The organism is Rhodobacterales bacterium HKCCA1288, from assembly GCA_015693905.1.
Lineage (GTDB): Bacteria > Pseudomonadota > Alphaproteobacteria > Rhodobacterales > Rhodobacteraceae > M30B80.
In genome coordinates this window covers 102,854-127,455 of the sequence record CP065161.1, presented here as the reverse complement: position 1 = coordinate 127,455, position 24,602 = coordinate 102,854, and the positions used below count along the sequence as shown (strand labels likewise).

General features: G+C 57.8%; 27 protein-coding genes. 11 read left to right on the top strand and 16 right to left on the bottom strand.

Going from position 1 to position 24,602, the window contains the following annotated elements:
• Positions 1 to 16: 16 nt before the first annotated feature.
• Entirely contained in the window at positions 17 to 958 is a 942-nt protein-coding gene (locus I3V23_00625) for a lysophospholipid acyltransferase family protein (protein QPI85561.1), read from the top strand.
• An 8-nt stretch (positions 959 to 966) separates the two neighbouring features.
• On the opposite strand, the gene I3V23_00620 is transcribed toward I3V23_00625, so the two are convergent.
• The 6 genes from I3V23_00620 to I3V23_00595 all read right to left on the bottom strand — a co-directional run bounded on the left by I3V23_00620 (position 967) and on the right by I3V23_00595 (position 6,074).
• Complete coding sequence (locus I3V23_00620; GenBank protein ID QPI86610.1) at positions 967 to 1,650, bottom strand: DUF1223 domain-containing protein; 684 nt, start codon at positions 1,648 to 1,650, stop codon at positions 967 to 969.
• A gap of 232 nt (positions 1,651 to 1,882) precedes the next feature.
• On the bottom strand, positions 1,883 to 2,341 hold the full coding sequence (locus I3V23_00615; protein ID QPI85560.1) for an isoprenylcysteine carboxylmethyltransferase family protein: 459 nt from the start codon (positions 2,339 to 2,341) through the stop codon (positions 1,883 to 1,885).
• Positions 2,338 to 3,120 (bottom strand): glycosyltransferase family 25 protein, encoded by a 783-nt coding sequence (locus tag I3V23_00610; protein ID QPI85559.1) that lies wholly within the window; start codon positions 3,118 to 3,120, stop codon positions 2,338 to 2,340. The genes I3V23_00615 and I3V23_00610 overlap by 4 nt, the downstream gene beginning before the upstream one ends.
• Positions 3,117 to 4,169: a glycosyltransferase gene (locus I3V23_00605; protein QPI85558.1), complete on the bottom strand. Its 1,053-nt coding sequence runs from the start codon at positions 4,167 to 4,169 to the stop codon at positions 3,117 to 3,119. Before I3V23_00605 ends, I3V23_00610 begins: the two co-directional genes overlap by 4 nt.
• Positions 4,166 to 5,209, bottom strand: coding sequence for a glycosyltransferase (locus tag I3V23_00600; GenBank protein QPI85557.1), 1,044 nt, complete (start codon positions 5,207 to 5,209; stop codon positions 4,166 to 4,168). Before I3V23_00600 ends, I3V23_00605 begins: the two co-directional genes overlap by 4 nt.
• Before the next feature lie 4 nt (positions 5,210 to 5,213).
• Complete coding sequence (locus I3V23_00595; protein QPI85556.1) at positions 5,214 to 6,074, bottom strand: glycosyltransferase family 25 protein; 861 nt, start codon at positions 6,072 to 6,074, stop codon at positions 5,214 to 5,216.
• On the opposite strand from I3V23_00595, the gene I3V23_00590 reads away from it, so the two are divergent.
• The gene (locus tag I3V23_00590) at positions 6,073 to 6,927 is read left to right on the top strand and encodes a glycosyltransferase family 25 protein (protein QPI85555.1); all 855 of its coding nucleotides are present in this window, start codon (positions 6,073 to 6,075) and stop codon (positions 6,925 to 6,927) included. The two genes, I3V23_00595 and I3V23_00590, sit on opposite strands and share 2 nt — an antisense overlap.
• A 48-nt stretch (positions 6,928 to 6,975) precedes the next feature.
• Here I3V23_00590 and acnA read toward each other — a convergent pair whose 3' ends face one another.
• Positions 6,976 to 9,663 carry an aconitate hydratase AcnA gene (acnA, locus tag I3V23_00585; protein ID QPI85554.1) on the bottom strand — a complete coding sequence of 896 codons (2,688 nt, stop codon included), beginning with the start codon at positions 9,661 to 9,663 and terminating at the stop codon, positions 6,976 to 6,978.
• Positions 9,664 to 9,842: 179 nt separating this feature from the next.
• Here acnA and ccmA point away from each other — a divergent pair, with 179 nt between their 5' ends.
• The 5 genes from ccmA to I3V23_00560 are packed head-to-tail and all read left to right on the top strand — an operon-like array spanning position 9,843 to position 12,689.
• Positions 9,843 to 10,466 carry a heme ABC exporter ATP-binding protein CcmA gene (ccmA, locus tag I3V23_00580; GenBank protein QPI85553.1) on the top strand — a complete coding sequence of 208 codons (624 nt, stop codon included), beginning with the start codon at positions 9,843 to 9,845 and terminating at the stop codon, positions 10,464 to 10,466.
• A complete protein-coding gene (ccmB, locus tag I3V23_00575; GenBank protein QPI85552.1) occupies positions 10,463 to 11,119 on the top strand; it encodes a heme exporter protein CcmB in 657 nt (218 codons plus the stop codon). Before ccmA ends, ccmB begins: the two co-directional genes overlap by 4 nt.
• Before the next feature lie 57 nt (positions 11,120 to 11,176).
• On the top strand, positions 11,177 to 11,905 hold the full coding sequence (locus I3V23_00570) for a heme ABC transporter permease (GenBank protein QPI85551.1): 729 nt from the start codon (positions 11,177 to 11,179) through the stop codon (positions 11,903 to 11,905).
• Positions 11,906 to 11,913: 8 nt separating this feature from the next.
• Positions 11,914 to 12,093 carry a heme exporter protein CcmD gene (ccmD, locus tag I3V23_00565; protein ID QPI86609.1) on the top strand — a complete coding sequence of 60 codons (180 nt, stop codon included), beginning with the start codon at positions 11,914 to 11,916 and terminating at the stop codon, positions 12,091 to 12,093.
• Complete coding sequence (locus I3V23_00560) at positions 12,093 to 12,689, top strand: DsbE family thiol:disulfide interchange protein (GenBank protein ID QPI85550.1); 597 nt, start codon at positions 12,093 to 12,095, stop codon at positions 12,687 to 12,689. The genes ccmD and I3V23_00560 overlap by 1 nt, the downstream gene beginning before the upstream one ends.
• Here the strand turns inward: I3V23_00560 and I3V23_00555 are convergent, their stop codons facing one another.
• From I3V23_00555 to I3V23_00545, 3 genes are read right to left on the bottom strand one after another with little or no spacing between them, the layout of a single operon-like run.
• Positions 12,690 to 13,187, bottom strand: coding sequence for a MarR family transcriptional regulator (locus tag I3V23_00555; protein QPI85549.1), 498 nt, complete (start codon positions 13,185 to 13,187; stop codon positions 12,690 to 12,692).
• Between the two features lie 58 nt (positions 13,188 to 13,245).
• Positions 13,246 to 13,536, bottom strand: coding sequence for a succinate dehydrogenase assembly factor 2 (locus tag I3V23_00550; protein ID QPI85548.1), 291 nt, complete (start codon positions 13,534 to 13,536; stop codon positions 13,246 to 13,248).
• A 36-nt stretch (positions 13,537 to 13,572) separates the two neighbouring features.
• Positions 13,573 to 14,001, bottom strand: a complete 429-nt coding sequence (locus tag I3V23_00545) for a helix-turn-helix transcriptional regulator (GenBank protein ID QPI85547.1) — start codon at positions 13,999 to 14,001, stop codon at positions 13,573 to 13,575.
• Positions 14,002 to 14,237: 236 nt separating this feature from the next.
• On the opposite strand from I3V23_00545, the gene I3V23_00540 reads away from it, so the two are divergent.
• Positions 14,238 to 15,440: a pyridoxal phosphate-dependent aminotransferase gene (locus tag I3V23_00540; GenBank protein QPI85546.1), complete on the top strand. Its 1,203-nt coding sequence runs from the start codon at positions 14,238 to 14,240 to the stop codon at positions 15,438 to 15,440.
• Positions 15,441 to 15,614: 174 nt separating this feature from the next.
• Entirely contained in the window at positions 15,615 to 16,022 is a 408-nt protein-coding gene (locus tag I3V23_00535) for a hypothetical protein (protein QPI85545.1), read from the top strand.
• Here the strand turns inward: I3V23_00535 and I3V23_00530 are convergent.
• Complete coding sequence (locus I3V23_00530) at positions 16,010 to 16,441, bottom strand: hypothetical protein (protein ID QPI85544.1); 432 nt, start codon at positions 16,439 to 16,441, stop codon at positions 16,010 to 16,012. The genes I3V23_00535 and I3V23_00530 overlap by 13 nt on opposite strands.
• Before the next feature lie 109 nt (positions 16,442 to 16,550).
• Between I3V23_00530 and I3V23_00525 the strand changes: the two genes are divergently transcribed.
• Positions 16,551 to 17,852: an adenylosuccinate lyase gene (locus I3V23_00525; protein QPI85543.1), complete on the top strand. Its 1,302-nt coding sequence runs from the start codon at positions 16,551 to 16,553 to the stop codon at positions 17,850 to 17,852.
• A 174-nt stretch (positions 17,853 to 18,026) separates the two neighbouring features.
• Positions 18,027 to 19,175, top strand: coding sequence for a flagellar motor switch protein FliG (locus tag I3V23_00520; GenBank protein ID QPI85542.1), 1,149 nt, complete (start codon positions 18,027 to 18,029; stop codon positions 19,173 to 19,175).
• 6 nt (positions 19,176 to 19,181) lie between these two features.
• Here the strand turns inward: I3V23_00520 and I3V23_00515 are convergent, their stop codons facing one another.
• The 5 genes from I3V23_00515 to I3V23_00495 are packed head-to-tail and all read right to left on the bottom strand — an operon-like array spanning position 19,182 to position 24,565.
• Positions 19,182 to 20,594, bottom strand: coding sequence for an FAD-binding oxidoreductase (locus tag I3V23_00515; GenBank protein ID QPI85541.1), 1,413 nt, complete (start codon positions 20,592 to 20,594; stop codon positions 19,182 to 19,184).
• Positions 20,595 to 20,621: 27 nt separating this feature from the next.
• Entirely contained in the window at positions 20,622 to 21,206 is a 585-nt protein-coding gene (locus I3V23_00510; protein QPI85540.1) for a GNAT family N-acetyltransferase, read from the bottom strand.
• Positions 21,206 to 22,468, bottom strand: a complete 1,263-nt coding sequence (locus I3V23_00505; GenBank protein ID QPI85539.1) for an insulinase family protein — start codon at positions 22,466 to 22,468, stop codon at positions 21,206 to 21,208. The genes I3V23_00510 and I3V23_00505 overlap by 1 nt, the downstream gene beginning before the upstream one ends.
• On the bottom strand, positions 22,465 to 23,853 hold the full coding sequence (locus I3V23_00500) for a threonine synthase (protein QPI85538.1): 1,389 nt from the start codon (positions 23,851 to 23,853) through the stop codon (positions 22,465 to 22,467). The genes I3V23_00505 and I3V23_00500 overlap by 4 nt, the downstream gene beginning before the upstream one ends.
• 13 nt (positions 23,854 to 23,866) lie before the next feature.
• A complete protein-coding gene (locus tag I3V23_00495) occupies positions 23,867 to 24,565 on the bottom strand; it encodes an SURF1 family protein (protein QPI85537.1) in 699 nt (232 codons plus the stop codon).
• Positions 24,566 to 24,602: the final 37 nt, after the last annotated feature.

The window sequence follows — 24,602 nt, the reverse complement described above, 5'->3', positions numbered from 1 at the left end:
GAAAGATACAGCCGCCATGGCCGCCTATGACCGAGATCGCCGCACCCCTGTTGATTGGGTCGTAAACGCCCTGTTCCAAGCGGTTCTGGCGGCGGCACGCGCCCTGCCCTATGCGCAGCGTGTGGCCTTGATCGGATGGCTGACGCGGCGCGTGTTGGGGCCGCTTGCGGGGTTTCGCCGCCGCGCGATGGGGCATCTGGCCTATATCTGGCCTGATCTGCCCGAGAAACGGCGCGCGGATATTGCCGATGCCAGTTTAGATAATCTGGGCCGTTCGGTGATCGAGCAATATTCCGCACCCGACCTGATTGCCCGTGCAGGGCACTGGCAGCCTCATGGCGCGGGATGGCAGGCGGCCGAAGCCGCGCGACAGGCGGGGCGCCCGATCCTGTTTGTCTCAGGCCATTTCGGCAATTACCAAGCCTTTCGCAGCGCCATGAACCAACGCGGCTATCACATGGGCGGGCTCTATCGCCCAATGAACAATGGCTATGTGAATGCCCATTACGAAGATACGATGCGCGCATTCGGCGGCCCCGCCTTTCCCCGCGGGCGGCGGGGCGTGGCGCAATTCCTGCGCCACATTAAGGGGGGAGGGCAATGCGCCATCTTGTTGGATCAATATTTTGCAGACGGGGTGCGCGTTGATTTCTTAGGCAAACCTGCACCAACGGCCCTGACGGGGGCGGAAATGGCGTTGCGCCATGACGCGCTGGTTGTGCCAATTTTTGCACGCCGCTGTGAAAATGGCTTGGATTTCGATATTCTGGTCGATGCGCCCATCCCGCATGACACAGCCGAGGCCATGACGCAGGCCATTTCAGATGCAATATCGCGGCGCATCCGCGAAACACCCGAACAATGGCTGTGGGTGCATCGCCGCTGGAAGCCGGAACGCCAATTGCGTTATTTTGATCTAGATCCCGAAGAGGAAGAGGCGCTGCGCCGCGATTTGTAGCGCCCCGTTTATTGAGGCGCCCGTGCAGCCCCCATCACAGGGCCAAGCGCACCAGCGCCAAGACGGGCCTGCACCACCACGGCCAAATCCGTCTCTGCCTCTGCCGTGATCGTGCGCACAAACGGGGCGCGGCCATCCCAATCGCCCAAGATTTCCAAACCCCGCACCACATTGCTGTAATGGGCATCACGCCCCGCATTCTCGCCACGGGTGATATCCACCTCAGCACGCGGGGTATAGCGGATCACCTGCACCACCATTGGCGCAGTCTGCGTGGTTTGCGCCGTCAGGCGATAGCCGTCTGCACTGCGAATAAGCTCGACCGCAACAGGATAGCCCTGCGCGGCATGGGCGCGGATCAAATCGGCCAATTCCATCGGCTGCGCCCCCACCAGATGATCATGCCCCCCCACGACCATATGCGGCGTATAAACCCGCCGCCCCCCTGCGGCGCGCACATAGGCCTCTTGGCGCCGCGAGAATTGAGGTTGGGCGAATGTGTCGGGCCAACCGATATAATCCCAATAATCCACATGCAGACCCAAGGGCAAAACATCGCCCCGCGTGGCCAATTCATTGAGCAAGGCATCCGCAGGCGGGCAAGAGGAACAGCCTTGCGAGGTGAACAATTCCACAACAACAGGGCCTGTTGCGGATAATTGCGCCTCGGCCATTTTGGGGGAAAGGGCCATGATGGCTAAAATCGCAAAACAGAGCGCCTGCACCATGGGGCGCAGGCCAATGACCATCCGACCTAGAACCATTTGCAGCAGCGAGCCTGTCATCATCATCCCTCTTGCACTGTCCCCTTTCACATAGGCCGCTTTTCGCGACTGCGCCAATCAAGCCTTTGCGAGCCACGGTAATATTCCACCCATGCCACAACTATGGCCGCGATTGTTATCGAAGGAAACCAAAGAAGCGTTAAATCCAACGCGGCGTGGTTTGAATATAGCGCAGTCCCTCAACGCCGAACGCGTGGCGCAACCCCTCCTCCTCAGGGGCAGCAAATCGTTGATCCACCATCCAAAAATAGAGATAGGGGATCAAGACAGGCGATAGCGCACCCAAAACCAATACCCACCCGATTAAAATCAACACCATGCCTAAATAGATCGGGTTGCGGCTATATTTGAACGGGCCAGATGTGATCAAAGCCTTTGGGGTATGGCGCGGTTCAATCGGTGTTTTGGCCCGATAGAAAAACCAAGCCGCCCATAAGATCACGGCGACCCCCACAGCGATGGTCAAACCCCCGCCGACACGAAACACGGGGCCAAAGGCCATGATCAGGGGCAATTCTCGCGCCAAGATCCACGCCACCGCTGCGGCAAGGAACAGCCATATCGGTGGAATATCAATATAGGCCCGTAACGCCCTCATAGCGTGATCTTTGGCCAATCGCGCGCAGGCGCAACATGCAGCCTTGTGCCCCGATACCGCAACTGGCGCCATCCCATGACGATCTGCCCCCAAATCCGCCGTGTCCGAAACCCAAGCGCCGCCATGCCTGACACCGGCAAGCGCGGCTTTTCAACGGCATCAATCAATGATCGAGTTTCAAGCGCCTGCGGCACCCCATATTGCGCACAAATATCCAATTGCACCGCCAAAGCAGGAACAGCCTGATAGCTGCGCATCCCATATGTGGAGGAAATAATCGCATCCGATGGCCCACCCACACGCAGCGCGTGATCAAGCATCAGCTTTGCCCCCTTAGGATAGGCGATATAGGCCGCAGAACCCGTTCGATCCTGCCACAGGCGCAGCATCGGGGCCGCAGAATGCAAGACACGGCCCAAAACCTTTTTGCGACCGCGCGTCTCAAGCGAGATGTGATCGACATCGGTCAACCCCGCAACACCCGCGAGGAAGGCGGGCAAATCCGCGGCCAAGGTCGCGTCATCCTCTAAAATCAAATGCGGGACATCCGCCGCAATCACAGCGCGCCACGCGGCCATATGCGAAGCGCAAAGCGCCATTTCTGTCACCCGCAAGGGGCGCTGCCACCGATGCCATACAGGATCATCGGCAGGCGGGGTTAACGTGTCGGGGGTGATCGCCTCAATCCGCGCCCAGTCCAGACCGAAATGATCCATCTGCGCGGCCATAAACGCCATACGATCCGTGGCCGTTGCCATATTGATGATCAACACCTTCATCGGCCAAAATCCATTGCAGACAAATCCCCGTCAATCAGCGCCAAATATTGCGCCACAACGCGGGATTTGGTGAATTTCTCGGATAATTGCGCTTGGCCCGCTGTCACCAATTGCGCGGCCAAGTCTGGCTCCGCCCGCAATCGCAAGAGCGCCTGTGCCATTGCATCAACATCGTCAATGTCAACAAGCAGCGCATTCTTGCCATCCTCACAAAACCATGATGGCCCCTCGCTGCGCGTGGCGACAACAGGGGTGGCACTGCGCCATGCCTCGAGAATGACATTCCCAAGCGGTTCATGGCGCGAAGGCATGACATAGGCATCTGCGCTGGCCACAAGATGCATCGGCTCCTCGACCCAACCCAAAAAGCGAACGCGATCTATCACCCCAAGATCACGGGCAAGCGCCTCGAGCGCGGGGCGTTTTTCGCCCTCACCCGCGAGCCATAAATACGCGCCCTCCACCTGTGCGAAGGCACGGATCAGCGTGTCAAACCCCTTGCGATGAATGAAACGCCCCGACCCGACAATCAAAAAGGCATCGTCAGGCGTGTCATAGGTGGTGCGCGCGATCGCACGCGGTGTCACCTCGCGCACGAAATTGGAAATCACCCCAAGGGGACGCTGCCAACCCAAATCGCGGCAAGCCTGCGCAATACCGGGCGTATTCGCAACGATCACATCATTGCGTGCGAAGTTTTTCAAATGGCGCGGATAATCCCCCAAGCGCGTGATCCGCACCCCCCCACCCGATTGGGGCAAGAGTTTCGAGGCGCGCGACATCCATGCAAATGTCGCATCTGGCCGCCACGCCGCGCGCATCTGGCGCAAGCGCCACCGCAGCCAAAGGGATTGAGGGCTGAGAAGCCGAAAATTGGTTTCATAAATCGCGCCAAGCGGGCGAAGATCCTCGGCCCAAGCCCGATTGGGGCGGATCACAAAACGCTGCTCAACCCCCGCTTCAGCCAAAGCCTGACACAGATTGACAAAGAACCGCTCCGCCCCGCCATCGGTGCCAAAATGCATATGGATCACGCGGCGTCCGGTCATCGCAGCGCCTTTTCTTCGGCCAGATTTTGAAAAAGGGTTACATATTGCGCGATCACTGCCTCTTTGGAAAAGCGTGCTGCAAGGGTTGCAGCGCCCGCTTCGGCCAATCGCGCGCGCCGCGCAGGATCTGCCCCCAGCCGTGCAATCGCGGCCCCCATCGCAGGCGCATCATCAATATCAACCAAATCCATATTCTCGCCATCCACCCCATACCAGAGCGGCCCCTGACTGCGCGTGGCGACCACGGGCAGCCCTGCCGCCCATGCCTCGAGGATGACATTGCCCAAAGCCTCATCACGGCTCGGCATGGCCAAGATATCGCAGGCCTGCACAAAAGGCAGAATATCCCCTTGCCACCCCAAGAAATGGACGCGGGACACAAGACCAAGATCGGCAACCAAGGCGCGCAAATCCGCCTCTAGTGGGCCATCACCGATCAGCCACAATTCTGCGTCAGGTGCGTGGCTCATTGCGCGGATCAGCGTGTCAAACCCCTTGATCCCGACAAAGCGGCCAATCGCCACGACCCGCCCGCCTTTGGCGCGGGGGGCTTGGGGCACATGCGCCCCCGATGTAGTTTTCGGCGCGGGCGGAAAGTTTGAAATCACGTGTGCTGCGCCCTGCCACCCTTGGCCGCGAATATGGGTGATAATGTCGGGCGTGTTGGCAATTACTGCGTCAAGACGCGGGAAATAATTGATATTGAACGGAAAATCGCCAAGGCGCAGCACCTTGACCCATGGGCCATCGGGGATCAGGCGCGCAACGGGGGCGCGCCATGCCATCACCACATCAGGCGCGAACCGCGCAATTTGGCGATGCAAGCCCCAAAGACGCAGGAGCGAGATCGGATCACGGCGCAAATAGGTCGCCTGATGCACGCGCCCGCGCGGGGCCAATTCGGGCAGCCAGATTTGCGCGGGCCGCACGGCAAATTCTTGTTCGATCCCCGCCTCATGAAACCCTTGGGTCAGGCGAAGGAAGAAGCGCTCTGTGCCACCATCGCGCCCCATCATGATATGGAAGATCCGTTTGACCACGCGCCTATAATCCCTTGGCCCGTGCGCGCGCCAAGTGCAGGCGGTAATTCACGCGATACCGCCCAAAGCGCCACAACCTGATCCAAATCGGATCCTTCTGCGCCATTTTTTTGCGGCTATCGCCGACTGTGCCATCGCTCGTCTCTTGCGCGCCTATGGCAATCGTTTGCGGCGCAATCATCGCCACGCGCAAATCAAACTCCCAAAAATGCTTATGATCTTCATCGACAGGGCGGAAAATCGGCGGCACTTTGGCCAATATTTTTTCGGCCCCCGCCCGCGTCAGAACATAGCCCAAAGTGGTAGAGGGAACGCGATCAGGGCGACCCAGCGTAAAGCCCAGCCCAATCGCCTGCGCCTGATCAAGGCGCACAGGCTTGAACGAAAAGAGCTTTACCATATCCCATGCCGCGGGGCGCTTTTGCAGATCATCCTGCAAGGCGGATAGGGTCGCGGCAAAGTCACCCGTGATGCGCAGGTCATCCTCTAGAACCACCGCGGCCTCAGCCCCGCTTTCCAACAGCCACTCAGCGGCCTTGATATGGCTGAGGTAACAGCCAATTTCAGGCGCCACCAAATCATGCCGCGCGTAGCGGCGATTGGCGCGCACATCATAGACGCGGGCCAACTCGCCTTCGGACAGCGCCCGACCATTCACCGCAGGCAGGCGCGTCCATGCGACACCCGCGCCGTCCAACTCTGCGCCGACACGGGCGAGCCGCGTTTCATTGCTGTCCATATTGATGACGTAAACAGGCCAGTCTTGCACGCGCGCCGCTCCTTTATCCTTGGGAATGGCATAGCCCAGCCACGGGTTTGAACACAAGCGCCGCGCATCATTGCTTGCCCCAACAGCCGCTTTCATGACAAATGCGCCGCAAGCAGAAATCACCCCAGAGGCGCGCATGGCGCAAAATATCCCAATCTATGTCGTTAATCTCGACCGCCGCCCTGATCGGCTCGAGCGGATCGGGGATCATCTGCGCGCGCGCGGCGTGACCTTCATTCGTCATTCCGCCTGTGATGCACAAAGCGCGGATGCCGCCCGCATAGATGCTGTGATTGCCGAATATGGCCCCTTGGGTCGGCTTGGTTTGGGTGACCGCGCCTGCACCGTCAGCCACACCGAGGCTTGGGCCGCCTTTCTGCAAACAGACGCGCAATTCGCCCTCTTTTTAGAGGATGACATCTATCTCGCCGCTGATCTGGCCTCTGCGGTAATGACCTCTGATTGGATCCCGCGCGGCACTGAGGCGGTCAAACTTGAGAAATTCAACGAAGGCATATCCAAACTATTGCTTGGCGCGCAAATTGGTCAAACCCCCTCAGGCCGCGCAATCCACCCGATGCGTTCGCGTCATGTCGGGGGTGGGGCCTATATCCTGTCGCGGCGGGGGGCGGAGCTGGCCCTGTCTTGGCGCGGCAAGATGCGGGTGCCGATTGACCATTTCCTGTTCAATGACACGGTCAGCCCCATTCGCCGTGCTTTGGCCGCCAGCATCATTGTGCCCGCGATGGCGACACAGCGCGCCTATGCCTATAATTCTGATATCTCAGGCCTTGGCAAAGCCGTGCGCCCCAAAGGATGGGCCAAAACATGGCGCAAACTCAAACGCGGCAGCGCCGAAATAAACCAAGCCCCCCGCCAAATCTGGCAATGGGCCACGGGGCAAGCGCGGATTGTCGAGGTAGAATTCGCCGAAAACCCACCCAAATAAAAAAGCCCCGCGCGATGCGCGGGGCTTTTGGTTTCACTGTGGCGAGGCTTACGCAGCGCGGGCGAGGTTGCGTAGAACGTAATGCAAGACGCCGCCATTCTCGATATATTCGATCTCAACCGCCGTATCGATCCGACATTTCAGCGTGATCGTTTTCACGCTGCCATCGGCATAGGTGATATCACAGGGCACTTCGGCCAAGGGTGTGATTGTATCCAAGCCCTTGATTGCCACGGTTTCATCGCCCGTCAGACCCAAGGTCTTGCGGGTGTCGCCGCCTGTGAATTCGAACGGGATTACCCCCATACCAACGAGGTTGGAGCGGTGGATGCGCTCAAAGCTTTCTGCGATCACGGCTTTGACACCCAAAAGGGCGGTGCCTTTTGCAGCCCAGTCACGGCTTGAGCCCGCGCCATATTGCTCGCCCCCAAAGATCACCAAGGGCGTGCCTTGCTCTTGATAGGCCATTGCCGCGTCAAAGATCGAGGTCTGCGCGCCATCTGGGCCTTTGGTATAGCCGCCTTCAACGCCATCCAACATCTCATTCTTGATGCGGATATTGGCGAATGTGCCGCGCATCATGATCTCGTGATTGCCACGGCGCGCGCCGTAAGAGTTGAACTCGCGTACAGGCACCTGACGCTCGATCAGATATTGACCCGCAGGGGTGGTGTCCTTGAACGATCCTGCAGGGCTGATGTGGTCTGTGGTGATCATATCGCCCAAAAGCGCCAGAACCTTGGCCCCTTCGATATTCTCGATCTTTTTGGTGTCCATCGTGATGCCTTGGAAATAAGGCGGGTTCTGAACATAGGTCGAGGTCGCAGGCCAATCATAGGTCTGCTGATCGGTGGTTTTGACCCCCTGCCATTTCTCATCGCCTTTGAACACATCGGCGTATTTGGCTTGGAACGCTTCGCGCGTCACAGTGCGCTCAACTGTTTCTGCCACTTCTTGCGTGGTTGGCCAAATATCCTTGAGATAAACATCACGGCCATCTGGGGTCTGGGCAATCGGGTCATTGACCAGATCAATATCCATCGTGCCCGCAATCGCATAAGCCACGACCAGCGGCGGCGAGGCGAGATAGTTTGCGCGCACATCAGGGCTGATACGGCCCTCGAAATTACGGTTCCCTGACAGCACCGCGGTGGCGACCAAATCACCCTCGGCAATCGCCTCGAAAATCTCTTTCTGCAGCGGGCCAGAGTTACCGATACAGGTGGTGCAGCCATAGCCCACAAGGTTAAAGCCGACCTTATCAAGATCTTCTTGCAGGCCTGCGGCCTCTAGATAGGCAGATACAACCTGGCTGCCTGGCGCAAGCGATGTCTTGACCCATGGTTTACGGGTCAGGCCCAATTCAGCGGCTTTGCGCGCCACAAGACCTGCGCCAATCATCACATAAGGGTTCGATGTGTTGGTGCAGGAGGTGATCGAAGCAATTACAACCTTGCCTGATTCCATGCTGTAATCTTCGCCTTTGACGGCGACCTGCTTGCCCAAAGGACGCTTGAACGTTTCTTCCATTTCCTTGCGGAAGGCGGATTTTGCGCTCGACAGCGCCACATAATCTTGTGGGCGTTTTGGGCCAGAAATGGCAGGCACGATCGTGCCCATGTCCAATTCCAACGTGTCGGTATAAACGGGCGCGTAATTCGCATCGCGCCAGAACCCGTTTTCCTTGGCATAGGTTTCGACCAAGGCGATAACCTCTTCCTCGCGGCCCGTGTTGCGCAGGTAACGCAGGGTTTCATCATCAATTGGGAAGAAGCCACATGTCGCGCCATATTCCGGCGCCATGTTGGCGATGGTCGCGCGATCCGCCAAAGGCAGGCGATCCAAACCTTCGCCGTAGAATTCAACGAATTTGCCAACCACGCCTTTCTTGCGCAGCATTTCCACAACTTTCAGCACAAGGTCAGTGCCTGTCGTGCCTTCCACCATTGCGCCCGTCAATTTAAAGCCAATCACTTCGGGGATCAGCATCGAGATCGGTTGACCAAGCATTGCGGCCTCTGCCTCGATACCGCCAACGCCCCATCCCAAAACAGCCGCGCCATTGACCATGGTGGTGTGGCTGTCTGTGCCAACAAGCGTATCAGGATAGGCGACCAAATCGCCGTTCTGATCCACATCCGACCAAACCGTTTTGGCCAGATATTCAAGGTTCACTTGGTGACAAATCCCCGTTCCAGGAGGCACAACGCGGAAATTGTTGAATGCGTTCTGGCCCCATTTGAGGAAGGTGTAACGCTCCATGTTGCGCTCATATTCGCGATCCACATTCATCTGGAAGGCGCGCGGATTGCCAAACTCGTCAATCATCACGGAGTGGTCAATGACCAAATCCACGGGGTTCAGCGGGTTAATCTTGTCAGGGTTGCCGCCAAGCGCCTTGATCCCGTCCCGCATCGCGGCCAGATCCACCACCGCAGGCACGCCTGTGAAATCCTGCATCAAAACGCGGGCGGGGCGATAGGCGATCTCGCGCGGGTTTTGACCACCCAACTTGGCCCATTCAGCAAAGGCCTTGATGTCATCGACACTGACCGTCTTACCATCTTCGAATCGTAGCATATTCTCCAGCACCACTTTCAACGCGGCAGGCAATTTCGAGAAATCGCCAAGCCCCGCGGCCTCAGCGGCGGCGATGGAATAATAGGCATAGGTTTTTCCCCCTGCCGTCAGGGTCTTGCGGGTCGCGGCGCTATCGTGGCCTACGGTGATGGGCATATTTGCCTCCCTCATCGAAAAAACGGGTTGAACGGTCACGGCCTTAGCCCTTGCTTTTGGATGTGGCAATGGGGGTTGGTCGCGTTTGTATGCCGTTGCATACATTTTTTCACAGGCAGGCGCAAGCATTCCTGTTTGCGCGCTTTCCAAATTCTTAAATTCCGTTTAGCTGTGAAGCTATGATGTTGGAAATCACCTCTCTGGCCTGCGCGCGTGGCGCTGTGCAAGTGTTGCAAAATGTCGACCTCACCCTCTCTGCGGGCGAGGCCGTGGTGCTGCGCGGGCCGAATGGGGCAGGTAAAACCACGCTGTTGCGGATCATCGCGGGGCTAGCCCCCGCCCTGTCGGGACAGATCAGTTGCGCCAGCGATAGCATCGCCTATAGCGGTCACGCAGACGGGATCAAAACCAGTCTAACCGTGGCGCAAAACCTGAATTTTTGGGCAGGTGTTTTTGGACAACGTGACATCACGCCTGCGCTTGATGCGTTTGATCTGCATGATCTGCGTGACCGCCCTGCAGGCGAAATGAGTGCAGGTCAAAAACGCCGCCTCAGCCTTGCGCGGCTCTTAGTGACGGGGCGCCCCATTTGGTGCCTTGATGAGCCGACAGTGTCGCTTGACCAAGAAAATGTCGCGCGCTTTGCTGCCGCCGTGCAGGCGCATTTGGCCCGTGGCGGGGCCGCATTGATTGCCACCCATATTGATCTCGGGCTGGCCGAGGCGCGAATTTTCGACATCAAACCTTTCATGTGCAAAAAGTTAGCCGAGACTGACCCGTTTTCGGATTGGGGGGCGGCATGATCGGTCTTTTGATACGCGACTTGCGGTTGGCCGTAAAAGCGGGGGGCGGCTTTGGCCTTGCGCTTGCTTTTTTCTTGATCGTTTCGGTTCTGGTGCCGTTCGGGATCGGGCCAGAAACGGGTTTGCTGCGCGAGGTGTCGGGGGGCGTTTTGTGGCTTGGCGCACTTTTGGCCTGCCTTTTATCACTGGATCGGATCTTTGCCCTTGATTGGGAAGATGGCAGTCTTGAACTTCTGGCAACCTCCCCCCTGCCCCTTGAGATGGTCGCAATCACCAAATCTGCGGCGCATTGGATCACCACGGGGCTGCCCTTGGCCTTGGTGGCGCCGCTTTTGGGGCTGTTGTTGAATTTGCCCGAAGACGGGTTTCTGTGGCTTGTCATCTCGCTTTTGGTAGGAACGCCCGCCCTTTCGGCCATTGGCACATTTGGCGCGGCTTTGACGGTGGGGATGCGGCGGGGCGGGTTGTTGCTGTCGCTATTGGTGCTGCCGCTCTATGTGCCCAGTTTGCTTTTTGGGTCGATGGTCGTCTCATACGGGGCCTCTGGCGAGGCGGTTGGCACCCCTTTGGCCCTATTGGCGGCCATCAGTCTGGGCAGTTTGGCGATTTTGCCCTTTGCTTCGGCCTCTGTCCTCCGCGTCAATCTGCGCTAGGCTGCCGCTCTTTCAGCCCCTTGTGGCCTTGCGGCGCTGCGACTAATCTCTGCGCTCATGAGCATATGGGAATACGCAAATCCGCGAAAATTTATGTCGCTGTCGGGCGCGGTTCTGCCATGGGTGACGGCCCTTGCCGTTGCCATGGTGGTGGGTGGGCTGATCTGGGGGTTTTTCTTCACCCCGAATGATTTTCGCCAAGGCGCGACTGTCAAAATCATCTATATCCATGTGCCTGCCGCGATTATGGGTTCGGGCACATGGTTTATGATGTTGGCCGCCTCGTTGGTTTGGGTCATTCGCCGCCACCATGTCAGCGCCCTCGCGGCCAAGGCCGCGGCCCCCGTTGGGATGGTGTTTACGCTGATCGGCCTGTTCACAGGCGCGGTCTGGGGGCAACCCATGTGGGGCACATGGTGGGAATGGGACCCAAGATTGACCGCATTTTTGATCCTTTTCCTGTTCTATCTGGGCTATATGGCGCTGTGGGCGGCGGTCGAAAACCCCGATACGGCCGCAGACCTGACCGCCGTTCTTTGCCTTGTTGGCACGGTCTTTGCGGTGATTTCGCGCTATGCGATTTTGTTCTGGAACCAAGGCCTGCATCAAGGCGCCTCGCTGTCTATGGATGCCGAGGAAAATGTCGCCGATGTCTTTGCCTATCCGCTTTGGATTTGCATTATCGGCTTTGGCCTTTTGTTTATCTGCCTTGTGCTGTTGCGCACGCGCACTGAAATTCGCGCCCGCCGCCTCAGCGCCCTGATCGCGCAGGAGCGGATGGCATGACAGCTTTCATCTTTCCCGATCTGGGGCCATATGCGGTCGAGGTCTTATCTGCCTATGCAGGGACATTGGCGCTTTTGTTGATCTTGGTGGCAGGCTCTGTTTGGCAGGGGCGCAAAACGCGGATCAGGCTTGAGGAATTCGAAGCGCGCCGCACGGCCAAGCGTCCAAAATCTACGGAAAACCTGTGATGAAATTTCGTCCGATGATGATTGTGCCTTTGGCCGTAACGCTTGGGTTTTTCGGGCTTGCGGCGGTGCAGCTAAGCCGCACGGAGGACGCGCGCAGCATCGGCGTTGACACGGCCGCCCTCCCCTCCACGCGTGAAGGCCGCGTGGCCCCGCATCTTGATCTGACGGCGCTTGACGACACGCCGCTTCTGACCCGTGCCGATCTTGAGGGCAACGGGCTTATCATTCTGAATTTCTTTGCCAGTTGGTGCCCACCCTGCCGCGCCGAGCATCCGACCCTTACCGCATTGGCCGAAGCAGGAAACCCGCTATTTGGCGTAAATTATCGCGATCAATTGGGCCAAGCGCGTGCTTTTTTATCTGAATTGGGCAATCCCTATGACCGCATCGGTCGCGATGAAGAAGCGCGAAATGGGCGCGATTGGGGCGTGGTTGCGATGCCTGAAACCTTCTTTATCAATTCCGAAGGTGTAGTGGTGCTACATTTCCGAGGCCCGATCACGCAACGGGTCTTGGCCAATCAAGTGCTGCCCTCTTTGCAGGACAAAGGTTATGATCTGGTCATACCCGAAGGGTTCGAGGCCACTGAGGGCTAATCAATAGATATAGCGGATTTGATCCGTCCAGAACCGCTCCAATCGTTTTAGCGAATGGTTGATTTGCCCAACACCATCCGCCATGAGAAAGCCTTGCGCCTCTAATTGCCCTGCATGCCGCTCAAAAAGTTCGGCCACGGCATTGCGCACTTCGCGCCCTTTTGGCGTCAGGCGCACCCGCACGGAACGGCGGTCAATATCGCAGCGCTGGTGGTGCATGAACCCCATATCAACCAGTTTCTTGAGGTTATACGACACGTTCGAGCCTTGATAATAGCCACGGCTTTTCAACTCGCCCGCTGTCACCTCATGCTCGCCGATATTGAACAAAAGCAGGGCTTGAACGGAATTGACCTCCAACATCCCCAGACGCTCAAATTCGTCTTTGATCACATCGAGAAGCAGACGATGAAGCCGCTCCACCAAGGCGAGGGATTCAAGATAGCCCGCGGCCAAAGCACGCGATCCTGCGGGAACAATGGGGGTCTCAATACTCATCTGCTACTCCGTGATTCAGTCACGACCCAACAGATGACGGCAAAAAACAAAAAAACCGTTAAGTGCTGCGGTTTAATGTGGCGCGAAACTCACGGCTGATTTGTTCGAGGAATTCTGCGATATGATCAGGCGCGGGTCTTTGCCCAGAAACCCATTGATACAGGTCTTGATCCGCCTCCTCGAGCACCGCCTCGAACAGATCGAGCGTGGCATCATCAGCAGAGGGCAAATGCGCATCTGCCCATCCCCCCAAGATCAAATCCATCTCTTTGATACCCCGATGCCATGCCCGCATCCGAAGACGCTTGAGACGGATTTCGCGGGTCTCTTGGGGGGCTGATTGGGACATAGGCGGCCTCTTCGCTGGGGGCAAATTTACCCCTCTCTACTGCCCACCTGCCTCTTGCACCAGAGTTTGACGCAATCTTTTTTCCAACCGACCCAAGGCTTCGGAGAGTTGGGCTTGCTCGGCACGAATGCGGCGCAGGTCTTTTAGGATCGCACTGGTGTCTTCGCTCAGGGCAGATGCCTCAAACGGGCCATCAATCCCATCGCCGCGCCCTGTCAACAGCCACATAATCGACACGCCCAAAACCCCTGCCAACATCTGCAACTTATTGGCGCGCGGTTCGGCTTGGTCATTTTCCCATGCACGGATCGTCTTGGCTTTGACCCCCATGCGCCGCGCCAGTTCTGCTTGACCCATATTTGCCGCTTCGCGCGCCCCTGCCATACGATCCCCAAATGTGGCTGTATCTTCGTCATACCAGCTTGCATCTGTCTGGGGCTCATGGGTGATCACATCATCGCTCATTGCGGAGGCTCCTTTTCAAATCGGCCAACTTATTTTCACGCTGCACAGCGCGGGCGCGCGCAGCTCTCACTGTTCAACCTAAAAGGGATAAAGGCGCAGGAAATGCATATATGCGGCACTTCGCCCAACAATTCCGCGCTTGAACAGCCTTGCGCCAAACCCTAAAGCTGTGCCGCAGTGAAGTAAACCGCAGGCCCCCGCCTTTGATGCGTGCGCCGCAGAACTGGAGAAATCCAATGGCCTTTTTGTCCGACACGCTTTCGCGGGTCAAACCCTCCCCCACAATCGCCGTCTCCAACCTCGCCGCAGAGTTGAAGGCGCAAGGCAAAGATGTGATTGGGCTTGGCGCAGGTGAGCCTGATTTTGACACCCCCCAAAACATCAAAGACGCGGCCAAAGCCGCGATTGATGCGGGTCGGACCAAATATACTGCGGTGGATGGTATTGCCGAACTCAAGCAGGCGATCTGCAAGAAATTCGAGCGGGAAAATGGCCTAAGCTATAAACCCTCGCAAGTGTCGGTGGGCACGGGCGGCAAGCAAATTTTGTATAATGCGCTGATGGCCACTTTAAACCCCGGCGATGAGGTGATCATCCCTGCCCCCTATTGGGTGAGCTACCCCGATATGGTTCTGCTTGCAGGCGGCACCCCTGTCATCGCAACGGCCACGATTGAAACGAATTTCAAACTGACACCCGAGGCGCTTGAGGCGGCCATTACCCCCAAGACCAAATGGTTCATTTTCAACAGCCCCTCGAACCCCACAGGTGCGGGATATACCCGCGCCGAGTTGAAGGCGCTGACCGATGTGTTGCTGCGCCATCCTCATGTCTGGATCATGTCGGATGATATGTATGAGCATCTGGTCTTTGACGGCTTTGAATTCTGCACCCCGGCCGAAGTGGAGCCCGCCCTTTATGAGCGCACCTTGACCTGTAACGGCGTCTCCAAGGCCTATGCGATGACAGGGTGGCGGATCGGCTATGCGGCAGGCCCCGAGAACCTGATTGGCGCGATGCGCAAAATTCAAAGTCAGTCCACCTCGAACCCCTCATCGGTCAGCCAATGGGCCGCTGTTGAGGCGCTCAATGGCCCGCAGGATTTCTTGGCGGATAACGTGGCGCTGTTCTTGCGCCGCCGCAATCTGGTGGTTGAGATGCTGAACGCGGCAGAGGGCATCACCTGCCCAACACCAGACGGGGCATTTTATGTCTATCCGTCCATTGCAGGCTGCATCAGCAAGACCAGCCCCGCTGGCAAAAAGATCGAAACGGATGAGGATTTCGCAACAGCCCTTCTCGAGGAAGAGGGCGTGGCTGTGGTCTTTGGGGGGGCCTTTGGCCTATCGCCCAATTTCCGCGTGTCCTATGCGACATCGGATGACAATCTACGCGAGGCGTGCAGCCGCATCCAACGCTTCTGCGCAAGCCTGAAATAATCTTTGTTCTGTGAACAACTCCCCCACCCGCAGCAGCGCCGCAAGCGCCTGCTGCGGGTGGCACACAAATCCCCCATAAATCAACGCCACAGCGCAAGGTCACTTGACCTTTTGACCAAAGCCGCGCAGGGTCATACGGCTGTATAACTGGGGTATCTGTGTCGTTGGGGGGCCATGGCCGAGCTGCCTGAATTTTATTTCCGCGTGCGTGAAAACGGGGCATCGGTGTTTCGGGTTGATACCGAAAACCGCCACCGCCGTATTGAAATGCACGAGATTGCCATGGTGAATATCCGCAATGGCAATATCAAAGCGCATGGCGCGCATGAGTTAACCGCAGACGAGACCACCGCAATAACCCAATGGATGGAGGCGCGCCGCGCCCTGCTCAAGCGCCGTGACCTCGATGACATTCACCGCACCATCGACCATCTCAACGAAACGGCACATTGGGCGCAATCCCGCGCCGATGATGAGGATCTCGAGGATTTCACTGATCGCTTGCTTTTGGCGATGCATGATCTGCGCAGCGTTTTGGTGCGCAAGAAGGCCGAACGGGTCAATCGCGATCAGTCGCGATAATAATTCGTCACCAAATCCAAATCTTTGCGCGGCCCCGTAATACGACATTGGCACTGCCACTGCCGCGGAAGTGCCTCAAACTGATAGCGCAAGATGTAGAGATCAGGGGCACAGTCATGGCGCGCAGGGTGATCCGCGGCGCGAATGAGGTGAAAGGGGCGGGTATCGTCAAAATCCACTTGCCAACCCTCTGGGACGCGCCGCCAAATATAGCGCCGCTCCGCCTCAAAGATTTGACCCGCGCCATAGTTCAAACGCCCTGCCTCGTGATAGCGCAGGACACCATCCTCAGCGGGGGTGAACCGCGCATGCCCTTCGAAATGACCGTGCATTTCTGCGCGGTGATCGTGGATCTCGCGCGCGACCCGCCACGCGCCTGCCAGCGCGTCACTTTCTGGTATTAGGGCGCAATGATCCAATTTGGCCTCCCTCATGGTCGCAGGCGGTCGAAAAGCGGTTTCCCCTTCTGTGACATTTAGATTAGAAGGCGCGCAACCCCTTTGAAACTGCATTACAGAAGGTTCGCCCATGATCCCCCGCTATGCCCGCCCTGAAATGGTTGCCATTTGGTCGCCCGAAACCAAATTCCGCATCTGGTATGAGATCGAAGCCCATGCCTGCGATGCGCAGGCCGAGCTTGGCGTGATCCCCCGCGAAAACGCCGCCGCCGTTTGGAAGGCCAAGGATGTAGAATTCGATGTGGCCCGCATTGACGAGATTGAAGCTGTCACCAAGCATGATGTGATCGCCTTTCTTACCCATTTGGCCGAGCATATCGGGTCTGAGGATGCGCGGTTCGTGCATCAGGGCATGACCTCATCAGACGTTCTGGACACCACCCTGAACGTGCAGCTTGTGCGCGCGGCGGATATTTTGCTGGCGGATCTGGAGAAGGTCTTAGCCGCGCTCAAAACCCGCGCGATAGAGCATAAAGACACCGTTCGGATTGGCCGCAGCCACGGCATTCACGCAGAACCCACCACAATGGGCCTGACCTTTGCCCGCTTCTATGCGGAAATGGATCGCAACAAGGCCCGCCTGCAAGCCGCGCGTGCCGAGATCGCCACGGGTGCGATTTCAGGCGCGGTTGGCACATTCGCCAATATCGACCCCGCCGTTGAGGAACATGTCTGCAAAATGATGGGCCTTTCGCCTGAGCCGATTTCAACCCAAGTGATCCCTCGCGATCGTCACGCGATGTTCTTTGCCACGCTTGGCGTCATTGCAAGCAGCATTGAAAATATCGCAATCGAAATCCGTCATATGCAACGCACTGAAGTGCTTGAAGCAGAAGAATTCTTCTCTGCGGGGCAAAAGGGCTCCTCGGCAATGCCGCATAAGCGCAACCCTGTCTTGACCGAAAACCTGACAGGGCTTGCGCGGCTTGTGCGAATGGCGGTGATCCCCGCAATGGAAAATGTCGCGCTTTGGCACGAGCGGGATATCTCGCACAGTTCAGTAGAGCGCGGGATTGCCCCTGATGCCACCATCACCTTGGACTTCGCATTAAACCGCTTGGCGGGCGTTGTCGAAAAACTGGTGATCTATCCCGAAACCATGCTTGCCAATATGAACAAGTTTAAGGGTTTGGTGATGTCGCAGCGCGTGCTTTTGGCGTTGACCCAAGCGGGCGTCAGCCGCGAGGACGCCTATCGCCTTGTCCAACGCAACGCGATGAAAGTTTGGGAGCAAGGGGCTGATTTCAAAACCGAACTTCTCGCAGATGCCGAAGTGACCGCCGCACTGAGCGCCGCAGAAATCGAAGAGAAATTCGACCTCGGCTATCACACCAAACACGTAGACACGATTTTCAAGCGCGTTTTTGGCTAAGGGCCAAAGACGGCAGCACCCGCAACAAACCCCGCCCCTCAAAGGCGGGGTTTTCCTTTTAAATCGTGTAAAATCTTGCACATAACATCACGTTTTGACCTCCGCATGCTAGGCAATGATTAAGGATTTGCCGCCACATTCGCCCATGGGTGAAGCGAGATCTGGGTGATGCGCATGGATATGCTGTCGGATGATACAGAGAATATGGCCGTTGCCGGGCGGGTCAAAGACCCCTTGAGCGGTGCAAGTTTTTCAGAAACGCAGGAGGAAGAAATCCTTGGGCCTGCCGCGATGGCTATCCAAGGCCTGCCTTCGCGCGCCGCGCGGGTGCGGCCGCTGAAACCCTCGCAAAAGGCGGCGGTGATTGTGCGTCTGCTTCTGTCGCAGGGACTAACCCCCTCGATTGACCGCCTGCCCCCAGAACACCAAGAAACCCTTGCATTGACCATGTCGCGTTTGGGGCCGATCAACCGCGACACGCTTTATGCCGTGATCCGCGAATTTGCCGAAGCCTTGGATGATCTGGCGCTGACCTTTCCCAGTGCCCTGCCCGATGCCGTGCAACTGTTGGAACAGCACCTCTCCCCCAATGCCGCAGAGAATCTGAAATCCAAAGCTGCCGCAGGGGATGGGTCAGACCCGTGGCCCATTTTGGCCGCCATGCCCGCCGAACGGCTTGCCCCGCTTTTGGTGCATGAAAGCGCCGAGGTTTGCGCCATTTTGCTTTCAAAAATTGGCGTGGCTAAGGCCGCCGAAATTCTGGCAGGCCTGCCCGAGGATCGCGCGCCACAAGTGGCCCATGCAATCTCCCTCACCTCGACTGTGACCCCAACGATGGTTGAGAAAATTGGCAAGGCCCTATTAAAACAAATGCAATCTCAGCCACGTTCAGTGTTCAAGGCATCCGCAGTCGAACGTGTTGGGGCCATGCTCAACGCTGCGCGCGGCACAGCGCGCGAGGCGATCCTCAAAGGGTTGATGGAACGCGACGCCGCCTTCGGCGAGGATGTGAAGCGCGCCATCTTTACCTTCGAGCATATTCCACGCCGTTTGGATGCCAAAGATGTGGCCAAGGTTATGCGTAGAGTGGATGGTGAAACCATGCTGACCGCCTTGGCCGCTGGTTTGAAATCCTGCCCTGCAGTGGTGGAGTTCTTGCTTGGCAATATGTCCAAGCGCTTGGCCGAACAAATCCGCGAAGATGCCAATGCCCGCGAGACCCCGCGCCTTGAGGAAGGGGAGGCCGCAATGAACAGCGTCATTGCCGCGATCCGTGACTTGGAGGAGGCAGGCGAATTGCGCCTAATCCCGCCCGAGGAATAAACGCCCTTAGCCTGCGTTGCTGCGCAGCACGGCACCAGGGTTCATGATGCCTTGCGGGTCAAGCGCGGCCTTGATCGCGCGCATGGCGGCCAATTTGGCAGGGTCGCCATAGCGTTCAAGGTCATCGACCTTAAGCCGCCCGATCCCATGTTCGGCAGATACGGATCCGCCCATCTCATGCACCAGATCATGCATGGCGCGCTTGATCACATCGCGCTCGGCCAGATGATCCGCACGCGTTTTGCCTGGCATGGGGAAGATGTTGTAATGCAAATTCCCATCCCCCATATGGCCAAAGCAATTATGGCGGAAATCCCCGATCTCGGCGATGCGCGCAGGAATGTCAGCAATGAATTGCGGCACCAGCCCCACGGGCAAAGAGATGTCATGGGAACTGACCGCGCCGATGCGCCGATTGGCCTCGGGTATGTTTTCGCGCAAGGCCCAGAAATCATCCCGCTGCGCCATGGATTGGGCAATCACCCCATCACTGACCAAATCCGCCTCAAAAGCACGGGCAAATAGCCCCTCCAAAAGCGCGGCGGGATCTTGCCCCGCGCCAAGGCCCAAATCGATCAAGACGCACCATTCGGGGATGTCATCAAAAGGTTGACGCAAATCTGGCCCGACCTCGGCCAAGAAATCAAACCCTTGGCGGTGCATCAATTCAAAGGCCGAAAGCCCCTCGCCCACCATATCCTGCGTCATTCGCAACAAAGACAGGGCCGCGCGTGGATCGGGCACCGCCATCAGGGCCGCGCCTTGTGCCGCAGGCTCAGGGAAAAGCCGCAAACTGGCCGCTGTAATGATGCCCAATGTGCCCTCAGAGCCAATCAACAAATGGCGCAGATCATAGCCCGTGTTATCTTTACGCAGAGGCGACAGCCCGTGAAAAATGCTGCCATCGGGCATCACCGCCTCAATGCCCAAAACCAAATCCCGTGCATTGCCATAACGCAGAACATTCACCCCGCCCGCATTGGTCGCCAAAAGGCCGCCTATGCGCGCCGATCCTTGGCTTGCAAGGCTTAAGGGGAAAAGCAGCCCCGCCTTTTGCGCGGTCGCGTGAATATCAGCCAAGATAACACCCGCCTCAACGGTTAGGCTGCGCCCATCTTCGTCCATCGCGCGGATCGCGCGCATCCGCTCGAGTGATAAAATCACGCCATGATCAAAATTTTCAGACAGCTGCCCACCGACCAAGCCCGTGCCGCCGCCATAGGGGATCACCGCCACCCGATGCGCCGCACAGGCGCGCAGGGCCAAAGCAACCTCCTCGGTAGAGCGCGGTGCCAAAACAGCCGCAGCTTTGCCCTGCCACCGCCCTCGCGGTTCTTCGAGATAGTTCGGGGTCGCCTCGCGCCAGATATCTGCGGGCAAATCGCCCTTCACCGCGTCAAGTTTTGATGAAGCTGTCACGCCTGTCCCCCTTACACCCACAAAGCCTTAGCCCACTTCGGTGCGGCCACGGCGGTCACTGCGCAAATTGGCGTAAAGCACATGATTGCGCCAGCGCCCATTGATCTGCAAATAGCTTTGCGCGACCCCCTCATATTTATAGCCGCATTTCTCCAAAAGACCACGGGAAGGGGTGTTTTCAGGCAAACAGGCGCTTTCGATACGGGACAGATCAAGACGGGTAAAAGCATAGTGGATCAAGGCCACCACCGCCTCGCGCATATATCCGTTGCGCGCATATGGCTGCCCAATCCAATAGCCAATCGTTCCCGCCTGCGCGGGGCCACGGCGAATATTGTCCAATGTGACCGCGCCAAGCAGGCGTTGGTCTTCGCGGCGGATCAAAAACAGCGGCAGCGCGCTTTCTTCCGATGAGGCACGCTGTGCCCAATAGACCCGCGCAGAAAAGCTTTTTCGGGTCAGATGATCCGATGACCAAGCAGGCTCCCATGGCTGCAGAAAGGCGGCTGACGCTTCACGCAATCCCGCCCAATGGCGATAATCCTCATGCAGAGGCAGGCGCAGGGTCATGCGCTCGGTTTCAATGGCAAGTTTCGGCCGCCGCCTCAGCATCAAGCCGCCAAACGCTGCGTCAATTGCGCGTAATCAGGCGCTTTGCTGACGGGCCCATAAAGCGCCAAGGCAAGCGCGCCGCTTTCGGCAATCCCTGCGCCAAAGTCACAAATATGCGCAAGGCTGACCGCATCAATCCGCGCCACAGTTTCCTCTAGGGGCGGCACACGATCCCAGATGGCCAAAACCCGTGCCAGACGTTCAGCGCGGGAAGATGGGCTTTCAAGCCCCATCAAAAGCCCCGCTTTCATCTGCGCGCGCGCACGATCAAGCTCGGCTTGGTTCAAATCACTCGCGGCGCGCTTGATCTCATCCATGCTCAAAAGCGCCAAATCCCCCACATCCTTACCGCCCGTGCCTGCGTAAATGGTAAGAAGGCCCGTTTCATCAAAGGCCCCCACTTGGGCAAAAATCGAATAGCACAGGCCACGCTTTTCGCGCAGTTCTTGGAAAAGGCGCGAGGACATGCCCCCGCCAAGCGCGCTTGCGTAAATCTGCGCGGTATAGATGTCGTCAGACCGATATCCAGGTGTTTCAAAGGCCATCGCAATATGGGCCTGTTCCAGTTTCTTGACCTTGCGGAATTCTCCGCCTGCAAATTGCGCCAAAGGTGCTGGGGCCGCGCGGCGTGAGGGTAAATGGCCAAAATTCTCTTCGGCCAGTCGCACGATCTGCGCATGATCCACCGCCCCTGCGGCCGATAGGATCATCTGATCGGGGCCATAATGTTCGGTCACGAATTGGCCGAAATCCTCGCGACCAAAGCCGCGTACCCGCTCACTGGGGCCAAGAATGGTGCGCCCAAGCGGTTGGTTGGGATAGGCCGTTTCCTGAAGCCAGTCGAAAATTACATCATCAGGCGTGTCATTCGCCTGACCGATTTCTTGCAGGATGACGCCCCGCTCAACCTCGATCTCGCGGGGATCAAACACAGGGTTCAGCACGATATCGGCAATCATATCAAGGGCAAGGGGCACATCTTGCTCCAACACGCGCGCGTAATAGGCGGTGACTTCGCGCGAGGTATAGGCGTTGATATAGCCGCCTACATCTTCGATCTCCTCGGCGATTTGCAGCGCGCTGCGCCGTTTCGTGCCCTTAAACGCCATATGTTCAAGGAAATGCGCGATGCCGTTTTGCTCGACCCGCTCATGGCGCCCGCCTGCGGACACCCAAACCCCGATTGCTGCGGATTGCAGCCCCTCCATCCGTTCGGTGATCACCCGCAACCCGTTGGAGAGTTGGTGCATCTCAACACTCATGCGGCCACCTTTTCGCGGATCAGCGCCTCAAGGGCGGCAAGGTCATTTGGCACGCGCTGCACCCGTTCGGAACGCTCGAACAAATCTGCCATATGGGGCGGCAATGCGGGGCGGATGCCTGTTGCCGCCTCGACCGCATCGGGGAATTTCGCAGGATGCGCTGTGGCCAATGTAACCATCGGGGTCGTCCCAAGGTGATCTTGGGCCACATGAACCCCGACTGCGGAATGGGGGCAAAGCAGCTCGCCCGATGTTGACAGGCAAGATGTGATCATCGCGGATGTCTCATCCTCGCTCGCACGACCCGAGGCAAAGATGTCCCGCAAAGCCTCAAGCGCGCCTTGGCTGATGTCAAACCCGCCTTCGGATTTCAACGCAGCCATGGATTGCACAACCGCGCCTGCGTCACGACCATATGCATCAAACAATGCCCGCTCAAAGTTGGACGACACTTCGATATCCATCGAAGGGCTGATTGTGGCCTGCACACCGCCCATATGATAGCCGCCCGTGCGCAAGGCGCGATCCAAAATGTCATTGCTATTGGTCGCCACCACAAGACGATCAATCGGCAGACCCATTTGGCGCGCGATATAGCCCGCGAAAATATCGCCGAAATTGCCAGTCGGCACGGTAAAGCTGACGGCACGATGTGGCGCGCCAAGGCTGACTGCGGCGGTGAAATAATAAACAACCTGCGCCATGACACGCGCCCAGTTGATCGAGTTCACCCCTGCCAAGCGCACCTCATCGCGAAAGGTGAGATCATTGAACATATCTTTGAGCCGCGCCTGCGCATCGTCAAATGTGCCGTCAATAGCCAAAGCATGGGCATTGGCCTCGGTGACCGTGGTCATTTGGCGGCGCTGCACCTCGGACACACGGCCATGGGGGAACAGGATGAACACCGACACCGCATCAAGCCCGCGAAATGCCTCCATCGCGGCAGAGCCTGTATCGCCTGACGTTGCCCCCACAATGGTCACATGCTGCCCGCGTTTGGTCAGGCTATGCTCAAACATTTGCCCAATAAGCTGCATCGCAAAATCTTTGAACGCCAAGGTGGGGCCGTGGAACAATTCCATCAGGAAATGATTGGGTGCCAATTCCTTGAGCGGGGCGCGGCTTGCGTGGCGAAAGCCCTGATAGGCGCGGGTGATGATATCGCCAAATTCACTATCGCTGAATGTATCGCCCACAAAGGGGCGCATCACGCGAAAGGCGACCTCCTCATAAGGCAGACCCGCCATTGCGGCGATCTCCGCATGGCTCAACTGTGGGACGCTTGCAGGCACATACAGCCCCCCATCACGGGCAAGCCCCGTCAACATGGCGTCCTCAAATGTCAGTTCAGGCGCTGTGCCGCGTGTCGAGATGTAGCGCATGGTTATTGTCCCTTCAAAGCGTTCTGTGCCTGATACGCCACAGAAGATAGGCTGTCATCCCCAACCATACCGCTGCAAGCGAAAACCATGTCACCGCATATTGCAAATGGTCATTGGGGATGGCGGATGTGTCCACGGGCATCGGTGTCAGGTCTGCCTCTGGCGGGGTGCCGTCACGCAGCACCACAAGATAGGGGTCTGTGCCAAGCACCGCGGCCATATCCGCCAAATCGCGCGCGAACCAGATATTTGCGGCGCGGTCATTATCGGGGGTCGAGCTGTTGCGGTCATCTGGCCAATGCAGGTTGCCCGTAAGGGCAAAGCGGCCTTCTGGCGCAGAACGCATCTCGGCGGCTACGGGCAAAAACCCACGATCCACCAGGACACGGCGCCCCGTCAGATCATCCTCAAACCCTGAGATCAGGCGATAACCCGCCCCCACGCCCTTGCGGCTGACCAAGACGCGCAGCGTGTCCTCTGCCCCGCGGATAAACTGCCCCTCAAGCATCACAGGCATATACCGATCACGGATCGCATCTGGCGCGTCAGGCAAGGTCACTGCTTCGGCAACAATCCGCGCCTCGATATCGGCCAACACGCCCTGTTTCCAAGACAAACGTTGGGTCTGCCACACGCCAAGCGCAATCAGGATAGCGGCCCCCGCAACCCCGAATGACAGAACCGAGAAAATCGCAACGCGCGAATGTGTCATAGCACCTCTCATAGATGGCAGATCGAACGAGAAACGG